Consider the following 18727-nt stretch of genomic DNA (forward strand, 5'->3'; position numbering starts at 1 on the left):
CGGCGTCACCGGCGAGGAAGTACTCGCGCGAGAAGATCTCCCACAGCTGACTGCCGGTGACCTCGCCACCGGCGCCGTCGGTGTGGCGCTGAACGACCTGGGAGAACTCGATCTGCAGCCGGCGCGGCAGGTCCAGCGAATGCTCGGCCTTCAGCAGATAGGCGACGCCACCCTTACCCGACTGGCTGTTCACCCGGATGACAGCCTCGTATGACCGACCCACGTCCATCGGGTCGATGGGCAGGTAGGGCACCTCCCAGCGCCGCTGCCCGGTCCGGTCCATCGCCTCGAAGCCCTTCTTGATGGCGTCCTGATGCGAACCGGAGAATGCGGTATAGACGAGGTCACCGCCGTAGGGGTGCCGGGGATGCACCGGAATCTGGTTGCAGTACTCGACGCTGCGGCGGATCTCGTCGATGTCACGGAAGTCGATTTCGGGGTCGATTCCCTGGGAGAACAGGTTCAACCCGAGCGTCACCAGGCAGACGTTGCCGGTGCGTTCGCCGTTCCCGAACAGACACCCCTCGATCCGGTCGGCGCCGGCCATGACCCCGAGCTCCGCGGCGGCCACGGCACAGCCACGATCGTTGTGCGGATGCAGGGACAGCACGACCTGGTCCCGGCGGGTCAGGTTGCGCGCCATCCACTCGATCTGGTCGGCGTAGACGTTGGGCGTGGACATCTCGACCGTCGCGGGCAGGTTCAGCACCACCGGCCGGTCCGGCGTCGGCTGCCAGACGTCCATGACCGCCTCGCACACCTCAAGGGCGTACTCCAGCTCTGTTCCGGTGAACGACTCCGGGCTGTACTGCCAGCGGACGTCGCTTGCGCCCAGGAGTTTGTCCGCGTAACGGGCACACCACTGCGCGCCCTGAACGGCGATGTCGGTGACGCCCTCGCGATCGAGCCCGAACACGACGCGCCGTTGCAGCGTCGAGGTCGAGTTGTACAGATGCACCAGGACCCGGGGTGCCCCGATCAGCGACGTGATCGTCCGCTCGATCAGTTCCTCACGGGCCTGGGTCAGTACCTGGATGGTGACGTCAGGGGGGATGTGACCGCCCTCGACCAGCTGACGGATGAAGTCGAAGTCCGTCTGGCTCGCGGCGGGGAAGCCGACCTCGATCTCCTTGTAGCCCATCTGGACCAGCAGCGTGAACATCTGCATCTTGCGCGCGGGCGTCATCGGGTCGATCAGTGCCTGGTTGCCGTCTCGCAGGTCCACGCTGCACCACCGGGGTGCGTGGGTGATCGTGCGGGCGGGCCAGGTGCGGTCGGCCAGATCCACCGGTGGGAACGGCCGGTACTTGTCGATGGGCATGCCCGAAGACTGCTGAGAGGTAGTCACTGCGCTGCTGCTCCTGCTTCCGGAAGAAAAGCCTGCGGTGGCCGGCGCACACCGAACTCCGCGGCGAGGAAGCCGACCTGTCTCAGGCCCCGCCGCGGCAGCTAAGAAGCAGACGCGCATACATGGCGCGCTGAGCTTACTCCCTCATCAGGCAGACACGCCCACGGCTCGTACTGGACCCACCCGCGGCCGCAGATCGTCCGGCCGGATCGTACAGACAAGGCCGTGCGCGCCGGCCAGCCATTCCGCCTCCTCCGGATAGATCGATGCAATCTTCATGTCCGTGGCCATCCCGGTGCTGCCGAGAAGGTTGCGCGCGGCGTCCGGGCAGTTGGTCAGGGTCGCGGTCGCCAGGCCATCCGAACCCGGCCAGGCGGGCCAGACGGGGAATGGGCCAGCGAGATTGATGACCCGGGTGACCTGGTCGACATGCGACTGGTCGCATGACACCCGTATCGGTACGACGGCGTGAGCCGGATCGGGGGTCCAGAGCAGACAGTCGCCCTCGCGCAAAGCGGCCAGCAGGGCCGCGTCGACCCCGAACCGCTGGCCACCACCGGGCACCGGGCCGGCCGGGCTCGTCGCCGGAGTCGTCGCCGGGCTCGCGTCGGGGCCGTCGACCGTGGCGCGGTCCTGTGCCCGGGCCGGAATACCGGCGGACGGCGCCGGCGCCGAGACCACCGCCGTGCGTGGGCCACCGTGGCGGAGCAGGAACAGCCCGAGCCCGGCCACCCCGGCCAACAGCGTCACAAGTGCCACAAATCTGGTGGCCCGGCGGCCACGCGGCGAGTACGGTGCCCACATCCAGCGGTTGAAGGCACCGGGGACGCCACGATGGGCGGGCTGCACCCGGCAATGGCCCGGCCGGACCTCACCATGTGTAACCGCACGCTCGTCGGCAGACGGCTCGATGAAGCGCGCCCCGCGCACAAAGCTGTCGTCGAGGCGCAACCCCTCGAACGGATCCTGATAACCGTCCCGAGCCATAGCATTCACGGTAAACCCGTGACGCCGGTTTCCACACCACGGCCGCTGAACCCGGGAACAGGTCACCACCCCGGATTGCGACATGCGATCGGACGAACGGCTGGCGTCACGACCGAGGTTGTACGGCCGACGGTACGGCCGGGCGCCTTACCTTCGGCCCGGGGTCGAACAATAACCGGCCGTCTACTACTCGTCTACTCGTCGCCGAGACTGACCGCGCGCGCCGCGGACGCTCCGATGATCTTTGCGATCTCAACCAGGATGTCGTGCGGGACCGCGTCGTCGAGGGAGAGCGACATGAGAGCCTCACCGCCGGCCTTGCGCCGGCTGACCTGCGCGCTCGCGATGTTGATCTGCGCTTCACCCAACAGCGCGCCGACCGCTCCGACCACGCCCGGCCGGTCGGAGTAGCGGAAGAACGCCAGGTGCGCCTGGGGACGGAGGTCCACCTCGAACTCGTCGATCGCGGTGACCTTCTCGACCTGGCGGGGGCCGGTGAGCGTGCCGCTGACCGACACGGGCGTGCCGTCCGCCAGCACCCCGCGCACCGTCACCAGATTGCGATAGTCAGGGCTGTCCTCGGACGTCTCAAGCTGGACGGCGACCCCCCGCTCCTTGGCCAGGAGCGGGGCGTTGACGTAGGTGACCGGCTCCTCGATGACGTCGGTGAACACCCCCTTGAGGGCGGCGAGCGCCAAGACCGACACGTCGTAGGCGGCGATCTCGCCACGGACCTCGACGGTGATCGCTGCGGCAAGACCACCGGCGATGCCGGTGAACAGCTGCCCGAGCTTCTCGGCGAGCGGCAGTCCGGGGCGCACATCCTCAGCCACCACCCCGCCTGCCTGCACGTTCACCGCGTCCGGCACGAACTCGCCGTTGAGGGCCAGGCGCACCGACCGGGCGACCGCGAGGCCGGCCTTGTCCTGAGCCTCCTGGGTGGAGGCCCCCAGGTGCGGAGTGACCACAACGTTGTCGAGGTCGAACAGAGGCGAGGATGTGGTCGGCTCAGTGGCGAACACGTCGATACCTGCGCCGCCGACCCGGCCGTCGCGGATGGCGTCGGCCAGCGCCGACTCGTCGATGAGCCCGCCGCGGGCGTCGTTAACAATGATCACACCCGGCTTGACGCGCTCAAGCTCGTCCCTGCCGATGAGACCGAGCGTCTCCGGGGTCTTGGGCAGGTGGATCGTGATGACGTCGCTGGTGCGCAGCAACTCGTCGAGCTCGACCAGGCGCACGCCCATCTGAGCGGCGCGGGCCACCGAGACGTAGGGGTCATAGGCGACGATGTGCATGCCGAACGCCGACAGCCGCTGCGCGACCAGCACCCCGATCCGGCCGAGCCCGACCACACCCGCGGTCTTGTCCGCGAGCTCGACCCCGACGTACTTCGACCGCTTCCACTCACCGGCGCGCAGCGCCGCGTTCGCCGCGGGAATCCGGCGGGCCACCGCCACCAACAGCGCAACAGCGTGCTCAGCGGCACTGACGATGTTCGACAGCGGAGCGTTGACGACCATGACCCCGCGGGTCGTCGCGGTCGCGACATCGACGTTGTCCAGCCCGATCCCGGCGCGGGCGACGACCTTGAGCGACCCGGCCGCCGCCAGCACCTCCGCGTCCACCTTGGTCGCGCTTCGCACGATCAGCGCGTCGACGGTGCCTACCGCGTCCAGGAGCGCGGCCCGGTCGGCCCCGTCGACGTGACGAACCTCGAACTCGCTGGACAGCAGCTCCAGCCCGGCTGGTGACAGCTCCTCGGCAACCAGAACGACGGGCACGGTAGGGCTCCTTGAATGCTCCGGGGACTGCGGCCGCCGGCGCGGCGTACCGGCAGGCGCGGTCAGCCTACCGACCGGTGGGGTCCCCGCGCGTGCAGGCCCCACCGGTCGGCACCAGTCAGTCGGTGGGTGTCGCGATCCAGGACATCAACGGACGGAGCCGGGCGCCCACCTGCTCGATCGGGTGGCCCTTGCCCTCCTCGACAAGCTTGGTGAATTGCGGGCGTCCCGCGTCGTCCTCGGCAATCCACTCACGGGCGAACGTCCCGTCGCGGATTTCACCGAGGATGCGGCGCATTTCGTCCTTTACCGCCGGGGTCACCACCCGCGGGCCGCGGGTGACGTCGCCGTATTCGGCCGTGTCGGAAATCGAGTACCGCATCTGGCTGATGCCGCCCTCGTACATGAGGTCGACGATCAGCTTCAGCTCGTGCAGACACTCGAAGTAGGCCACCTCGGGCTGATATCCGGCTTCGACCAGCGTTTCGAAACCAGCCTGCACCAGCGCGCTCGCGCCCCCGCACAGGACCGCCTGCTCGCCGAAGAGGTCGGTCTCGGTCTCCTCGGTGAAGGTCGTGCGCAGCGCGCCGGCGCGGGTGCCGCCGATCGCCTTGGCGTATGCCAGTGCGAGCGGGAGGGCGCTGTGGGACGCGTCAGCCTCCACCGCGACCAGCACCGGAACACCCTTACCCTCGGTGAAGGTCCGCCGGACCAGGTGCCCGGGGCCTTTCGGGGCGACCATGAAAACGTCCACCCCGGCCGGCGGCTCGATCAGGCCGTACCGGATGTTGAAACCATGCCCGAACGCGAGGGCCTTGCCCGGCGAGAGGTTGGGGGCGATGGATTCCGCATAGATCTTGCGGTGGGCCGTGTCGGGTGCGAGCAGCATGATCACATCCGCTTCGGCGGACGCCTGCGCCGGCGTAAGCACCCGCAGGCCCTGCTCGGCAGCCTTCGCCCGGCTGCGGCTGGTCTCAGGCAGACCGACCCGGACGTCGACACCGCTGTCGCGCAGGTTGAGGGCGTGCGCATGGCCCTGGCTGCCGTACCCGATGACGGCGACCTTCCGATTGCTGATGTTGTCGAGCGACGCGTCGGCGTCGTAATAGATCTCGGCCATCGTGGGCAACTCTTTTCTTTCTGTCCGTCGAAAAGGCGGTGAGCTACGCGGTGCGCTCGAGAGCGCGCAGACTGCGATCGGTGATCGACCGGGAACCTCGACCGAGGGCGACCATGCCGGACTGGACCAGCTCCCTGATACCGAACGGTTCGAGCATCCGGATGAGAGCGTCGAGCTTGTCACGGGTACCGGTGGCCTCCACCGTTACCGCGTCGGGCGCGACGTCGACCACCTTCGCACGGAACAGCGTGACGGTTTCCAGGACCTGGGAACGGACCGACATGTCGGCCCGCACCTTGATCAGAACCAGCTCCCGCCGCACCGACGCCGCCGGGTCCATTTCAACGATCTTGATGACGTTGACCAACTTGTTGAGCTGCTTGGTGACCTGTTCGAGCGGCAGCTCGTCGACGGCCACGACAATCGTCATGCGGGAGACGTCATCGTGCTCGGTCGGTCCGACCGCGAGTGACTCGATGTTGAAGCCGCGCCGGGAGAACAGCCCCGCAACGCGGGCGAGGACGCCGGGTTTGTTCTCCACCAGCACCGACAGTGTATGCGTGGTCACCTTGACCAGACCTCTCCTCAGATCCTCAGAGCTCTTCGTAGTCAAAGTCGGGGGCGATGTCGCGAGCGACCCTGATCTCGTCATTGCTCGCGCCGGCGGCGACCATCGGCCACACCATCGCATCCTGGTGGACGATGAAATCAACCACGACCGGCGCGTCGTCGATGGCCATGGCCTTCTCGATCGTGGCGTCGACCTCGTCCGGCGACTCACACCGCATGCCCACGCAACCGAGCGCCTCGGCCAGGCGCACGAAGTCCGGCACCCGGCGCGAGCGTCGGTTGGAAGCGTCGGGATGCGTGCCCAGTTCAGTGTTGGAGTAACGCTTGTCGTAGAAGAGGGTCTGCCATTGGCGGACCATTCCCAGCGCTCCGTTGTTGATGATCGCAACCTTGATCGGGATGCCTTCCAGCGCGCAGGTCGCCAACTCCTGGTTTGTCATCTGGAAGCAGCCGTCGCCGTCGATCGCCCACACGATGGCGTCCGGCCGACCGACCTTGGCGCCCATCGCCGCGGGCACCGCGTAGCCCATGGTGCCCAGGCCACCGGAGTTGAGCCAGGTGTACGGGTGCTCGTAGGAGATGAACTGCGCCGCCCACATCTGATGCTGGCCGACCCCGGCGACATACAGCGCCTCCGGACCGGCGATCTTCCCGATCCGTTCGATGGCGTACTGGGGAGCGATCGAGCCGTCCGCCGGTCGGTCATAACCCAACGGGTAGGTCCGGCGCCAGCCGTCGAGCTGGCGCCACCAACCGGTGAGGTCCGGCCGCGTCTCCGCCTGCAACGCGGCGATGAGATCGATGATCACTTCCCGGCAGTCGCCGACGATCGGCACGTCCGCGACCCGGTTCTTCCCGATTTCGGCCGGATCGATATCTGCATGGATGACCGCGGCCTTCGGCGCGAAGGAGGCGAGTTTCCCGGTCACCCGGTCATCAAAACGGGCACCCAGAGTGATCAGGAGATCTGACTTCTGTAGCGCTGTGACCGCGGCGACCGACCCGTGCATGCCCGGCATGCCCAGATGCTGGGGATGGGAGTCGGGGAACGCGCCGCGCGCCATCAGCGTCGTCACCACCGGGATGCCGGTGAGCTCGGCGAGCGTGCGCAGCTCGACGGCGGCCCGCGCCTTGAGCACGCCACCGCCGACGTACAGGACTGGGCGGCGGGCGGCGCTGATGAGCTTCGCCGCCTCCCGGACCTGCTTGGCATGCGGCCGGGTGACCGGTCGGTAGCCGGGCAGCTCCAGCGTGGGTGGCCAGATGTCGCCCGGCAGTACCGCCGTGGTCGACTGCAGGATGTCCTTGGGCAGGTCGACCAGGACCGGCCCGGGACGTCCGGTCGCGGCGAGGTGGAAAGCCTCGGCGATCGTGCGGGGGATGTCGTCGGCGCAGTGGACGAGGAAGTTGTGCTTCGTGATCGGCAGCGTGATGCCGCAGATGTCGGCTTCCTGGAAGGCGTCCGTCCCGATCGCCGCGCTCGGCACCTGGCCGGTGATCGCCACCATCGGTACCGAGTCCATGTAGGCGTCCGCGATCGGCGTGACCAGATTCGTCGCGCCCGGCCCGGACGTCGCGATGCACACGCCGACCCGTCCGGTCGCCTGGGCGTAACCCTCTGCGGCGTGCCCGGCGCCCTGCTCGTGGCGGACCAGGATGTGGCGGAGGCGTTCGGCGTCGTACAGCGGGTCGTAGGCCGGCAGGATCGCGCCGCCGGGGATGCCGAAGACCACGTCGGCCCCGACCGCCTCGAGGGAAAGCACGAGCGACTGCGCTCCGGTGATCTCTCTGCTCATCTGATCGTCTTCCTTGACATTCCGCGGTGGTGACAGGTTGGTAGCGCCGGGCATAAAAAAACCCCCCGTGCCAGGAGGCACTGAGGGGCGGCGCGCGGAGTCTTGCTTCGCCTACGCGCGCTCTACACGTACGAGGATGCCGGGGACCATGCGCTTACCTTCCCCGACATCCGCGCCGCCGTCAAGGTCCGTGTCGCAACCGCGGCGCAACACCGCAGCCCGGACGACCATCGCGCTCACCCGTCTCCACCGACCACCGACCACCGACCACCGACCACCGACCACCGACGATCTTTCGAGGTTTGTACGCCGGAAACGGCCTTGTTGATCGCACAAACCTCGAAAGATCGCCCTGGTCGCAGCTGACCGGGGCACCCGCGGGCCCCGCTGACCCGCTGGCCGGTCAGCGGGCACGCTGTGACCGGCCGACGGGGCTGCGGCGTCAGGGGGCGGCGTCAGGGGGCGGCGAGGCCCGCGAGGAAACGGGCCGCGACCGGCGCCGCCGACTGCGCTCCGAAGCCGCCGTCTTCGACGACGACCGCGAAGGCCACGGTGCCGCGGTAGCCCACGAACCATCCGTGCGTCGGCGGCGGGTTGCCGTCCTTGTACTCGGCCGTGCCGGTCTTGCCGTGCACCTCGCCGGGGAAGGCCACCCCGTTCGCGGTGCCCTCGGTGACCACCGCGCGCATGAAATCCTGCAGCGGCGCGACCACCGCCGGCGGCAACGCATTGCTCCTGGGCGCGGTGCCGGCCACGAACGGCTGGCGCCAGGTCCCACTGGCGACGGCCGCCGCGACGCTCGCCATCTGCAGCGGGCTCGCGGACACCTTGCCCTGCCCAATCGCCGCGGACGCCGACTCGACCGCATCCTTGGGCGTCGGGAAGGAGCCGCCGACGCTTGCGATCGGCAGCGGCTGGCTGCCGTCGAAGCCGTACAGCTTCGCGGCCTGCTCCAGCGCGGAGTCCGGCAGCGACTGTTCCAGACGGATGAACGCGGTGTTGCAGCTACGCGCGAACGCCGCCCGCAGCGGGATCGGACCGAACTGCTCGGACTCGGCGTTCTGGAACGTACGCCCGCCGATGGCCACCGTCTGTGTACAGTCCAGCGACGTGTTCGCGTCCTTGCCTGCGATCAACGCCGCGGTCGCGGTGACAATCTTGAAGGTGGAACCCGGCGGATATCTGCCGATCACCGCCCGGCTGTATCCGTTCAGCGGATGGTTGACCAGTGCCAGGACCCCGCCCGTCCGGGTGTCGACCGCGACCAGCGCCCCATTGGGCTTAGCGGCGGTCGCCATCGCCGCCTCGCCGGCCCGCTGCACGTTCAGGTCGAGCGTGGTCTGCACATCCTTGCCATCGGTAACTGGGTATGTCCGAAGCGTGCTGACAGTCTCGTTCCGATCGTTGCGGACGACTACCGTGCCGCCCTGCGGTGCGAGGTCGGCGTCATAGACGCGCTGCAGCCCGGACGACGGGGCGACCTGACCGATCAGGTTGCCGGCAAGCTCCGCGTCAGCACCGAGCGGCTGCCCGTTGGCGTCGAGCAGCTGTCCCCGCTTGCCCGTGGAGGAGGTGCGGTCCAGCCGTAGACCGGGCGCCAGGGCCGGGTTGACCGAGTCGGGACGCGCCTGCACCTTCCACGCCTTGCCCTGCTGCACGAGGCGGAGCACACCGTCGTAGGCGAACGGCTCGCCAAAGCCTGCAAGGGTGAGCGACGCAGAGTAGCCGACCGTCGCGTTCGAGTCGCGGCGCGTCAGGGCTCCGGCAACGAATCGGGCCCCGGTCACGTTCAGCTTGGTGCGGACGTCGACCATCGTCGCCACGAGCTGGTCGACCGCGATCGTCCCCGGCACGCTCACGGCCGTCACGCCGGCCTTACCCCGCTCCTGCGCGGCTGCGACAGCGCTGGCGTCGCCGCCCGCGTCGCCCGGTGAACCCAGGCTCTGCCAGCCGGAAAGATAGGCCTGCGCGGCGGTCGTCGCCGCCCGGTCCGCGGCACGCGCATCGGCGCGGGTTTTCAGGACGTACCCGACAGCGGCCGCGGCCACCAGCACAAGGACGACCACCACCACGACGAGCATTCGGGTCCGGCTTCGCCCGCGTCGCCGCGAGGTCGAGGCGGTGAACCCACTGGGGGTGAGAGGCACCTTGGCGCGCACTCCTCCCGGAAACGGTGACCGGGCGCGCCATGATCCTTGGCGACCACGAGGCCTCCGGCGCGCTAAAACATGATCGTGCATCCGGAGGGATCACCCGCGTCCTGCTCCGGTCCTCCTCCGGGTGCGCGGCCAAGTCTACGGACGGCCACACACGTCCAGCCCCGCGACACGCCGAGGACTGTCACAAAAATGTGGCATTACCGTCGCGTACCGTTCGAGCGGTAGGTGGAAATCGCCGCCCTGGTAACCATTTCCACCTATGACCAACACCGATGGTCGCCAGGCGTAGGTGGGAAATGTCACCAGATCGACAGATTCCACCTACTCCTTCAGGCGCTCCAGCAGGAGCGTGCGGGTGGCGTTCGCATCGGCCTGACCCTTCATGGCCTTCATGACGGCGCCGACCAGCGGGCCGACCGCGTTCAGCTTGCCGCCCCGGACCTTGTCCGCGATGGCGGGCTGGGCGGCGATGGCCGCGTCCACCGCCTGCGAAAGTGCACCGTCGTCCGACACCAGCTTCAGGCCGCGGCTGGCCACCACCTCGTCCGGTGCGCCCTCGCCGGCGAGAACGCCGTCGATGACCTTACGGGCGAGGGCATCGGTGAGCTCACCCGCCGCGACCAGCTCCGCGATGCGGGCGACATCCACCGGCCCGATCGCGAGGCCCGTCGGTGGTACGCCCGCGTCGGCGGCCCGGCGCGCGAGCTCGTTCAGCCACCACTTGCGGGCCGCCTCGGCCGGCGCGCCCGCCGAGATGGTCTCCTCGACCAGGTCGAGAACACCTGCATTACGCATCTTCACGATGTCGCTAGGCGAGATGCCGTGGTCGACGGCAAGGCGGGCGCGCCGCTGCGCCGGCAGCTCCGGAATGGTCGCCCGGACCGCGTCGACGTACTCGTGGGTCAGCGCCAGCGGTGTCAGGTCGGGCTCGGGGAAGTACCGGTAGTCGGTCGCCTCCTCCTTGGATCGGCCGGTCGACGTCGTACCGGACGCCTCGTCGAAGTGCCTGGTCTCCTGGACGATCCGAAGGCCCGCGTCCAGGCGACCCGCCTGCCGGACGATCTCGTACCGGACGGCCCGCTCCACCGACCGCAGCGAGTTGAGATTCTTGGTCTCCGAGCGGGTGCCGTAGGGTGCCACCGGCTCGCCGGGCGCCGGACGCCGCCGCAACGAGACGTTGGCGTCGCAACGCAGCGAACCCTGTTCCATGCGGACGTCGGAGACGGTGAGCGCCCGGCACAGCTCACGCAACTCGTCGACGTAGGCGCGGGCGACCTCCGGTGAGCGGACGTCCGGCTCGGTGACGATCTCGACGAGCGGGATCCCGGCCCGGTTGTAGTCGACCAGCGAGTGCGTGGCCCCGTGGATGCGCCCGGTGGCCCCACCGACATGCAGGGACTTGCCGGTGTCCTCCTCCATGTGGACGCGGGTGATGCCGACCCGATGGATCTTCCCGTCAACCTCCACGTCCAGCCAGCCGTTCTCACACAGCGGCTCGTCGTACTGGCTGATCTGGAAGTTCTTCGGCATGTCCGGGTAGAAGTAGTTCTTACGCGCGAATCGGCACCAGGACGAGATCGAGCAGTTCAGCGCAAGGCCGATCATCATGGCGAACCGCACGGCGGCCTCGTTGACCACCGGCAGCGATCCGGGCAGCCCCAGGCAGGTCGGGCACACCTGGGTGTTGGGCTCCGCGCCGAACACCGTGGAGCAGCCGCAGAACATCTTCGAGGCGGTGCCGAGCTCGACGTGTGTCTCCAGCCCGATCACCGGCTCGTAGCGGGCGACGGCGTCGTCAAAGGTGGGGGTCGTGACCGCCACGCTGGCCGGGGATGTCAACGCAGGTGCTCCTGTTCAACCGGGTCCGCCCGACCTGACGAGCCTGGCGAATCTGACACGCTCGATGAATCTGATGGACCGGACGAGCCGACCTGGGTCGGGGTCGGGGTCGAGGTCTCGGTCGAGGTCTCGGTGTCCTCGCGCGGCCGGTGGATGCCGGTGTCACGCAGGTGGATCCTGGTGGCGAAGGCGGATCCGGCGACGCCGAGCACGCCCCAGATGATCAAAATCGGCGAGACCGCCGCGATGCCCACCCCGAGCACGGCCAGGCCCAGTACCCAGACCGCCACCAGCGGCGCCCGATCCGCCCGCCTGCTACGTAGCGCAACCATCAACGTCTCCCCTCGTTCCGCACATCTCACAACTCATCAGGCCCAGTGTCCCTCCGAGTCTCGCCGGGGCCGCCCGGACGGGGAACGGGCCGCCGTCGCGCATTCCGGCCCCTACAGGGCCGGGGCGTCGTCGAGGAAGGGATGGCCGCGGGCGGCGTCGAGAGCTGCCTCCAACGCGCCGCCGACCTGGTAGAGCCGGTCGTCCGCGAAGGTCGGCGCCATGATCTGAAAACCGACCGGAAGCCCGTCGGCCAGGCCGATCGGCAGGCTCATCGCCGGCCCGCCGGCCAGGTTCGACGGGATCGTGCACAGGTCGGACAGGTACATCGCCACCGGATCGTCGATCTTCTCACCCAGCCGGAACGCGACGGTGGGCGTGGTGGGTGAGGCCAGCACGTCGACCCGTTCGTAGGCCGCGGCAAAGTCCTGGCTGATCAGCGTTCGGACCTTCTGCGCCTGACCGTAGTAGGCGTCGTAGTAACCCGACGACAATGCGTAGGTCCCCAGGATGATCCGACGCTTGACCTCGGCCCCGAAGCCGGCACCGCGGGTGCGGGTCATGACCTCCTCGGCTCCGGCCTCGCCGTCGTCACCGATCCGCAGGCCGAACCGCATCGCGTCGAAGCGGGCCAGGTTGGACGAGCACTCGCTCGGCGCGATCAGATAGTAGGCGGGCAGCGCGTAGGTGAAGTGCGGGCAGCTGACCTCGACGACCTCGGCACCCAGACCGACCAGCACCTCAAGAGCGTCGGAGAAGCGCGCCCGCACCCCGATGTCGTAGCCGTCCCCGGACAGCTCCCGGACTACGCCGATCCGCACGCCGCGCAGATCACGGCTGGCGGCGGCGGCCACCACGCCGGGTACCGGCAACTCGATGCTGGTCGTGTCCAGCGGGTCGTGACCGGCGATGGCGGCATGTAGCAGAGCCGCGTCGGTCACCGTGCGGGCCAGCGGCCCGGCCTGGTCCAGCGAGCTCGAGAACGCGACGAGGCCGTAGCGGCTCACCCCACCGTAGGTCGGCTTGACCCCGACCAGCCCGCACACGGCCGCGGGCTGGCGGATCGAGCCGCCGGTGTCGGTCCCGATCGAGATCGGCGTCTCGAAGGCGGCCACGGCGGCTGCACTGCCACCGCTGCTACCGCCGGGGATGCGATCGGTGTCCCACGGGTTGCGGGTCGGCCCGTAGGCGGAGTTCTCCGTGGACGACCCCATCGCGAACTCGTCCATGTTGACCTTGCCGATGATCACCACGCCGGCGGCCCGCAACTTCGACACCACTGTCGCGTCGTACGGCGGCTTCCAACCCTCGAGCATTCGACTACCACAGGTCGTCGGCATGCCGCGGGCAGTGAGTACGTCCTTGAGCGCCAGCGGGACGCCCGCGAGCGGTCCCAGGCGCTCCCCCGCGGCCCGGCGCCGGTCGACGTCGCGAGCCGCGGCAACGGCACCGTCGACGTCGACGTGCAGGAACGCGTTGATCCGATCGTCGACCTTCGCGATCCGGTCGAGCGCGGCCTGGGTCGCCTCCAGGGCGCTGAGCTCACCCGCGGCGATCGCGGCGGCGGTTCGGGCGGCGGAGAAACGGATGACGTCGGTCACGGGAGGTACCCTCACTCGTCCAGGTCGAGGATGCGCGGCACCCGGAAACGGCCGTCTTCGACGGCGGGCGCGCCGGCGAGCGCGTCAGCCTGCGACAGCGACGTGCGGGTGATGTCAGCCCGGAAGACGTTCGTCAGCGGGACGGCATGGGTCGTCGGCGGGATGTCACCCGCAGCTACCTCCGCGACCCGGGCGACCGCACCGATGATCACGTCGAGCTGAGGGGCGAGCGTGTCGAGCTCCTCGTCGGACAAGGCCAGCCGCGACAGGCGGGCAAGATGGGCGACCTCGTCCCTGGTAATCGCCATACCGGTTACGACCCTCTGACTTCCCGGTGACCTTGCGGCCACGTCTGTGTCTGCTGACTGCCGAGTCCCGTGCCTGCCGACTCGCGGATGACGCTGTGGTCATCGTACGGGCCGGCGCGCAGGGGCACCCCCTGGCCTGGCGGCCCCCACCACCTTGGAGAAGCCGCGCCGCATGCCTGACACGCCCTCCACCGGGGGGGACCCGGTGCCCGCTAGCATCGCAGACGGGCCTGCGGGTAGTGCCCACCACGGGACCGCCTGGCGACGGTGATCACCGCGGTTTCAGAACTGTCCAGCGCCCGTGGAGGTACCCACTGCAATGCTTGACCGCGATGAGATTGACGCGCTGTATCCGGCCGACCTACCCGGCCCGGAACACTGGGAGGAGCGGTACCCGCCGAGGAACCTGACGCCGGGCGCGATGGTCACCCGTTTCTGCCCGAGCCCAACGGGCTTCGCCCACCTCGGCGGGGTCTATGTGGCGATCCTGGACAAGGACCTCGCACGGCAGTCCGGCGGCGCCTACTTCATCCGGATCGAGGACACTGATCAGGCGCGAACTGTGGAGGGCGCGACCGCACAGTTCGACGCGGCCTTCGGCTACTTCGGCGTCAGTTCGGACGAGTCCGACCAGACCGGCGCCTACGGCCCCTACACGCAGTCGGACCGGGCCCGGATCTACCTGACCTACATACGCGAGTTTCTCCGCGCAGGCAAGGCATACCTGTGCTTCGCCACGAAGGAGGAGCTGGGTACGGCCACCGAGGAACAGCGCGCCAAGAAGGTGCCCACCGGCTACTACGGCCGCTGGGCGACCTGGCGCGATGCCGCCGACGAACAGGTACGCGAGCGGCTGGCCGCCGGACAGCCTTACGTCGTGCGGTTCCGGTCGCCGGGCGAGCCGGGCAGGATCACCTTCACCGACCTGGTGCGCGGCCGCCTGGAGGCGGACGCGAACCGCAACGACATCGTCATTCTGAAGAGTTCCGACAGCCTGCTGCGGTTGCCGACCTATCATTTCGCGCACGTCGTGGACGACCATCTGATGCGGGTCACTCATGTGATTCGAGGCGACGAGTGGCTGTCCTCGGTCCCGGTGCACCTGCAACTGTTCGACGCGGCGGGTTTCGAGCGCATTCCGTACGCACACATCGCACCGCTGCTGAAGGTGGACGGCTCGGGAAAGCGGAAACTGTCCAAGCGCAAGGATCCCGAGGCGTCCGTCGAATTTTATATCAAAGCGGGCTACCCGGCGCCGAGTGTGCTCTATTACCTCCGCGGTCTGATCAACGGGCGGTTGGCGGAGATGGCGCTGACCGAAGCGCTGACCGCCCCACTGGGTCTGGCCGAGTGCGGCGTGTCCGGCGCGCTGGTGGATCTGGTGAAACTGGAGGACATCGCGGCGGACTACGTCGCGACTCTGCCGAGCCGAGATGTCCTGGACGAGGTGCTGACGTGGGCGGACACCCACGACACCGAACTGGCGCAGGCTGTCCGCGCCGAGCAGGACCTCGCCGTGCGGGCCCTGGACATCGAGCGGACAGGCGTGGACAACCCGCGCAAGGACCTGCGCAAGTGGTCGGATTTCCGGCCGATCTACGGCTACTTCTTCACCGCCTTGTTCGAGCCGGTGGCCGATCCCGGGGACAGCAGGTTCGGCGGCCTCGCGCCCGATGTGGTGCGGCGGCTGTGCGCGGATCTGCTGCGTGTCTACCAGGACCTTTCCGACTCGGACGGCTGGTTCGACCAGATCCGCGTGACGGCCAGGGACAACGACTTCGCGGCAAGCGTCAAGGAGTACAAGAGCGACCCCGGCTCCTACGTCGGATCAATCCGGGAGGCGTCCCAGGTGGTCCGCGTGCTGCTCACCGGCTCCACCCGCAGCCCTGCCCTCCACTTGGTCGCGGGTGCGCTGGGCGAGACCGAGGTGCGCAAGCGGATCGGCGCCGTTCTCGGCCCCAGCTGAACGGGCAGCGGCCCTGCTCACAGCAACGATCGACGCCAGGACGGTGACCAGCACCGATACCTGCCTGTGATTTTTGCGCTACAGCACCGACACCTCCAAACTGCATTCTTGGCCACATGTCGTATCTGCTTCGCCTCGTCCTGCCGGACCGCCCCGGCGCCCTAGGCGCGGTCGCGACCGCGCTGGGCCAGGCTGCCATCGACATCGTCAGCCTGGACGTCGTCGAACGCGGCCCGAACGGCGCCGTGGACGACATCGTCGTCGCGCTCCCGCCGTACGGGCTCGTCGACACCGTCCTGACCGCGGTGCAGTCCGTGCCCGGGGTGAGCGTGGAATCCCTGCGCCCGTACCTGTCCGGCGGTGCCGGCATTCAACATGACCTGGACCTCGTCGAAGCCATGACCTCCCGGCCCGACGAGGCGCTGGCCGTCATGACCGAGTTCGTCGGGGCGGTGTTCCATGCCGACTGGGCCGTGCTGCTGGAACGGGTCGGGCCCGACGATCTGCGGGTTGTGGAGACCTCCGTGGGCGCCCCGGATCTCGGTGGCGGCGACCTCGCAGTCCCGGAGCGGGTGCGATCCACGCTGTTGTGGCTGCCGCTGGACCGCGCGCAACGGCTGGACCGCCACGCGGGCTGGCTGCCTCCGCGCTGGACCGCGCTCGACATGGAGCTGGCGGTCGCGCCGGTGGGAGGTCCGGACCGGGCGGTTCTGATCGGACGGCCGGGCGGCCCGGCGTTCCGGGCGTCGGAGGTGCTGCGGCTCGCGCATCTCGCCGGCATCGCCGCGACGATCGCGCACAACAGGGATGTCTCGCTCGCCGCGCAGGGAACGGGTTGACGAGCCGAGTCGGCGTCACCAGCTGGCGATCACCCACCCGGATCGTCGTCGGCCGGTTGGGCGGGACGGGCGTGCGCGCCGGCGGCCTGCGGCCCGGCGTCGAGCAGCACGGTGAACCCGGCCTCGTCGAGGATCGGGAGTTTCAGCGCCCGCGCCTTGTCGTACTTGCCGGCCCCGGGGTCGGCACCGACGACCACAAAGGTCGTCTTCTTGCTCACCGAGCCGGTGACCTTGCCACCGCGTGCCTGGACCGCCTCGGCGGCGGAGTCCCGGCTCCAGTCGGTGAGAGTCCCCGTGATCACAACGGTGACACCGCGCAGCGGACCCGGCCCGTCGTCCGCGCCGACGTCGGCCAGGCGCGCCCCACCGGAGCGGATCCGTTCGAGGATCTCGCGGTGGCGGGGATCAGCGAACCAGTCCGCCACGGCCGCGGCGATGGTCGGGCCGACACCGTCGACGGCAGCCAGAGTTTCGGTGGATGCGGCGGCGAGCGCGTCCACCGACTGCATCTCCCGTGCCAGCGCCCGCGCCGCGCTCGGCCCGACATGGCGGATGGACAGGCCGACCAGCAACCGCCAGAGCGGTTGACCCCGAGCCTGCTCCACCCCACGCAGAATCTGATCGATCTTCTTCTGACCGAATCCGCGCAGTCCGTCGAACGACTCGGGGCTCAGGTGGAAGACATCGCCCACGTCGTGCACGCGGCCGGCATCCAGCAGGGCGATCGCGGTCTCATAACCGAGCCCGTCGATGTCCAACGCGCCCCGGGAGGCGAAATGAAAGATCGACTCTCGTAGCTGCGCGGGGCAGGACACCGCGTTCGGGCAGCGGATGTCGACCTCGTCGGTGGGTCGCACCAGTTCGGTGTCGCACTCCGGGCAACGGGTGGGCATGACAAAGGCGCGTTCGGAACCGTCCCGAAGGTCGGCAACCGGACCGACGATCTCCGGGATCACATCGCCGGCCTTGCGGACCACGACGGTGTCGCCGATCAGCACCCCTTTGCGCTCGACCTGGTCGGCGTTGTGCAGGGTGGCGAGCCCGACCGTCGAGCCCGCGACCTTGACCGGCTCGAGGCGGCCGAACGGGGTGACCCGGCCCGTGCGGCCCACGTTGACCTCGATGTCGAGCAGCTTGGTGGTCACCTCCTCCGGCGGATACTTGTAGGCCACCGCCCAGCGTGGCGACTTCGAGGTGGCGCCGAGCCGGCGTTGCAACCCGAACGCGTCGACCTTCACCACCACTCCGTCGATCTCGTGCTCGACGTCGTGACGGTGCTCCCCCCACCGACGGACGAACGCCTCGACCTCGGCGACACTGCCCACCACCTCGTGGTGATGGGAGACGGGCAGGCCGAGTTCGGCCAGCCGGCTGTATGCCGCGGACTGTGCCTCGACGTCAAGACCCTGGTGGGTACCGAGCCCGTGGACGGTCATGGACAACGGACGCTTGGCGCTGACCCGGGGATCCTTCTGCCGCAGCGAGCCGGCGGCGGCGTTGCGCGGATTGGCGAACGGCTTCTCGCCCGCCGCGACCAGGGTGGCGTTGAGCTCTGCGAACGCCGCCGTGGGGAAGAAAACCTCGCCCCGGACCTCCAGCAGCGCTGGGATACCCGGCCCACGCAGGCGGGTCGGCACCGCCGAGAGGGTGCGGATGTTCGGGGTGACGTCCTCGCCGACCCGCCCGTCGCCGCGGGTGGCCGCCCGGACCAGACAGCCGTCCTCATAGACCAGGTCGACCGCCAGCCCGTCGATCTTCAGCTCGCACAGCCAGGCCTCGACGTCGGTGTCCCGGGTCGCCCGCAGTGCCCAGGCCTCAAGCTCGGCATCGGTGAAGACGTTGTCCAGCGAGAGCATCCGTTCCAGATGCTCGACCGGCGTGAACAGCGTCGTGAAGGAGCCGGCGACCTTCTGGGTCGGCGAGTCCGGGGTGCGCAGCTGCGGGTGACGGGTCTCGATCTCCGCCAGCTCACCCATGAGCTGGTCGTATTCAGCATCGGAGACGGTCGGTGAGTCCAGCACGTAGTAGCGGTAGGCGTGCTCGTCCAGCTCGAGGGCCAGCTGCGCGGCGCGCACCCGTA

At 69.0% G+C, this 18727-nt stretch carries 15 protein-coding genes; 2 read left to right on the plus strand and 13 right to left on the minus strand.

Annotated features, from left to right (window positions below; all coding sequences use genetic code 11):
- From leuA to gatC, 12 genes are all read right to left on the minus strand, one after another.
- Positions 1-1321: 2-isopropylmalate synthase (gene leuA, locus U9980_RS02735; RefSeq protein ID WP_322766536.1), on the minus strand; the 1321-nt coding region annotated here is incomplete at its 3' end.
- Positions 1322-1495: 174 nt separating this feature from the next.
- Positions 1496-2335 (minus strand): septum formation family protein, encoded by an 840-nt coding sequence (locus U9980_RS02740; RefSeq protein ID WP_322766537.1) that lies wholly within the window; start codon positions 2333-2335, stop codon positions 1496-1498.
- A 194-nt stretch (positions 2336-2529) separates the two neighbouring features.
- Positions 2530-4119, minus strand: a complete 1590-nt coding sequence (gene serA / locus U9980_RS02745) for a phosphoglycerate dehydrogenase (protein ID WP_322766538.1) — start codon at positions 4117-4119, stop codon at positions 2530-2532.
- A 118-nt stretch (positions 4120-4237) separates the two neighbouring features.
- Complete coding sequence (gene ilvC / locus U9980_RS02750) at positions 4238-5239, minus strand: ketol-acid reductoisomerase (RefSeq protein WP_322751299.1); 1002 nt, start codon at positions 5237-5239, stop codon at positions 4238-4240.
- Between the two features lie 43 nt (positions 5240-5282).
- Entirely contained in the window at positions 5283-5807 is a 525-nt protein-coding gene (gene ilvN / locus U9980_RS02755; protein WP_322751297.1) for an acetolactate synthase small subunit, read from the minus strand.
- Positions 5808-5832: 25 nt separating this feature from the next.
- Positions 5833-7659, minus strand: coding sequence for an acetolactate synthase large subunit (locus tag U9980_RS02760; protein WP_322766539.1), 1827 nt, complete (start codon positions 7657-7659; stop codon positions 5833-5835).
- A 57-nt stretch (positions 7660-7716) separates the two neighbouring features.
- Positions 7717-7845 (minus strand): hypothetical protein, encoded by a 129-nt coding sequence (locus tag U9980_RS02765; protein ID WP_322766540.1) that lies wholly within the window; start codon positions 7843-7845, stop codon positions 7717-7719.
- Positions 7846-8060: 215 nt separating this feature from the next.
- Complete coding sequence (locus U9980_RS02770) at positions 8061-9752, minus strand: penicillin-binding transpeptidase domain-containing protein (RefSeq protein ID WP_322766541.1); 1692 nt, start codon at positions 9750-9752, stop codon at positions 8061-8063.
- 333 nt (positions 9753-10085) lie between these two features.
- Entirely contained in the window at positions 10086-11585 is a 1500-nt protein-coding gene (gene gatB / locus U9980_RS02775; protein ID WP_322766556.1) for an Asp-tRNA(Asn)/Glu-tRNA(Gln) amidotransferase subunit GatB, read from the minus strand.
- 14 nt (positions 11586-11599) lie between these two features.
- The gene (locus tag U9980_RS02780) at positions 11600-11935 is read right to left on the minus strand and encodes a hypothetical protein (RefSeq protein ID WP_322766542.1); all 336 of its coding nucleotides are present in this window, start codon (positions 11933-11935) and stop codon (positions 11600-11602) included.
- Positions 11936-12046: 111 nt separating this feature from the next.
- Positions 12047-13534 (minus strand): Asp-tRNA(Asn)/Glu-tRNA(Gln) amidotransferase subunit GatA, encoded by a 1488-nt coding sequence (gatA, locus tag U9980_RS02785; protein ID WP_322766543.1) that lies wholly within the window; start codon positions 13532-13534, stop codon positions 12047-12049.
- Between the two features lie 11 nt (positions 13535-13545).
- Positions 13546-13842 (minus strand): Asp-tRNA(Asn)/Glu-tRNA(Gln) amidotransferase subunit GatC, encoded by a 297-nt coding sequence (gatC, locus tag U9980_RS02790; protein ID WP_322766544.1) that lies wholly within the window; start codon positions 13840-13842, stop codon positions 13546-13548.
- Between the two features lie 319 nt (positions 13843-14161).
- Here gatC and U9980_RS02795 point away from each other — a divergent pair, with 319 nt between their 5' ends.
- Both U9980_RS02795 and U9980_RS02800 read left to right on the plus strand, forming a co-directional pair.
- Positions 14162-15808, plus strand: coding sequence for a glutamate--tRNA ligase (locus U9980_RS02795; protein ID WP_322766545.1), 1647 nt, complete (start codon positions 14162-14164; stop codon positions 15806-15808).
- 116 nt (positions 15809-15924) lie between these two features.
- Positions 15925-16647, plus strand: a complete 723-nt coding sequence (locus U9980_RS02800; RefSeq protein WP_322751502.1) for an ACT domain-containing protein — start codon at positions 15925-15927, stop codon at positions 16645-16647.
- A gap of 29 nt (positions 16648-16676) precedes the next feature.
- Here the strand turns inward: U9980_RS02800 and ligA are convergent.
- Positions 16677-18727: NAD-dependent DNA ligase LigA (gene ligA / locus U9980_RS02805; protein ID WP_322766546.1), on the minus strand; the 2051-nt coding region annotated here is incomplete at its 5' end.

This window comes from Protofrankia sp. Cr1, from assembly GCF_963555865.1.
Taxonomy (GTDB): domain Bacteria; phylum Actinomycetota; class Actinomycetes; order Frankiales; family Frankiaceae; genus Protofrankia.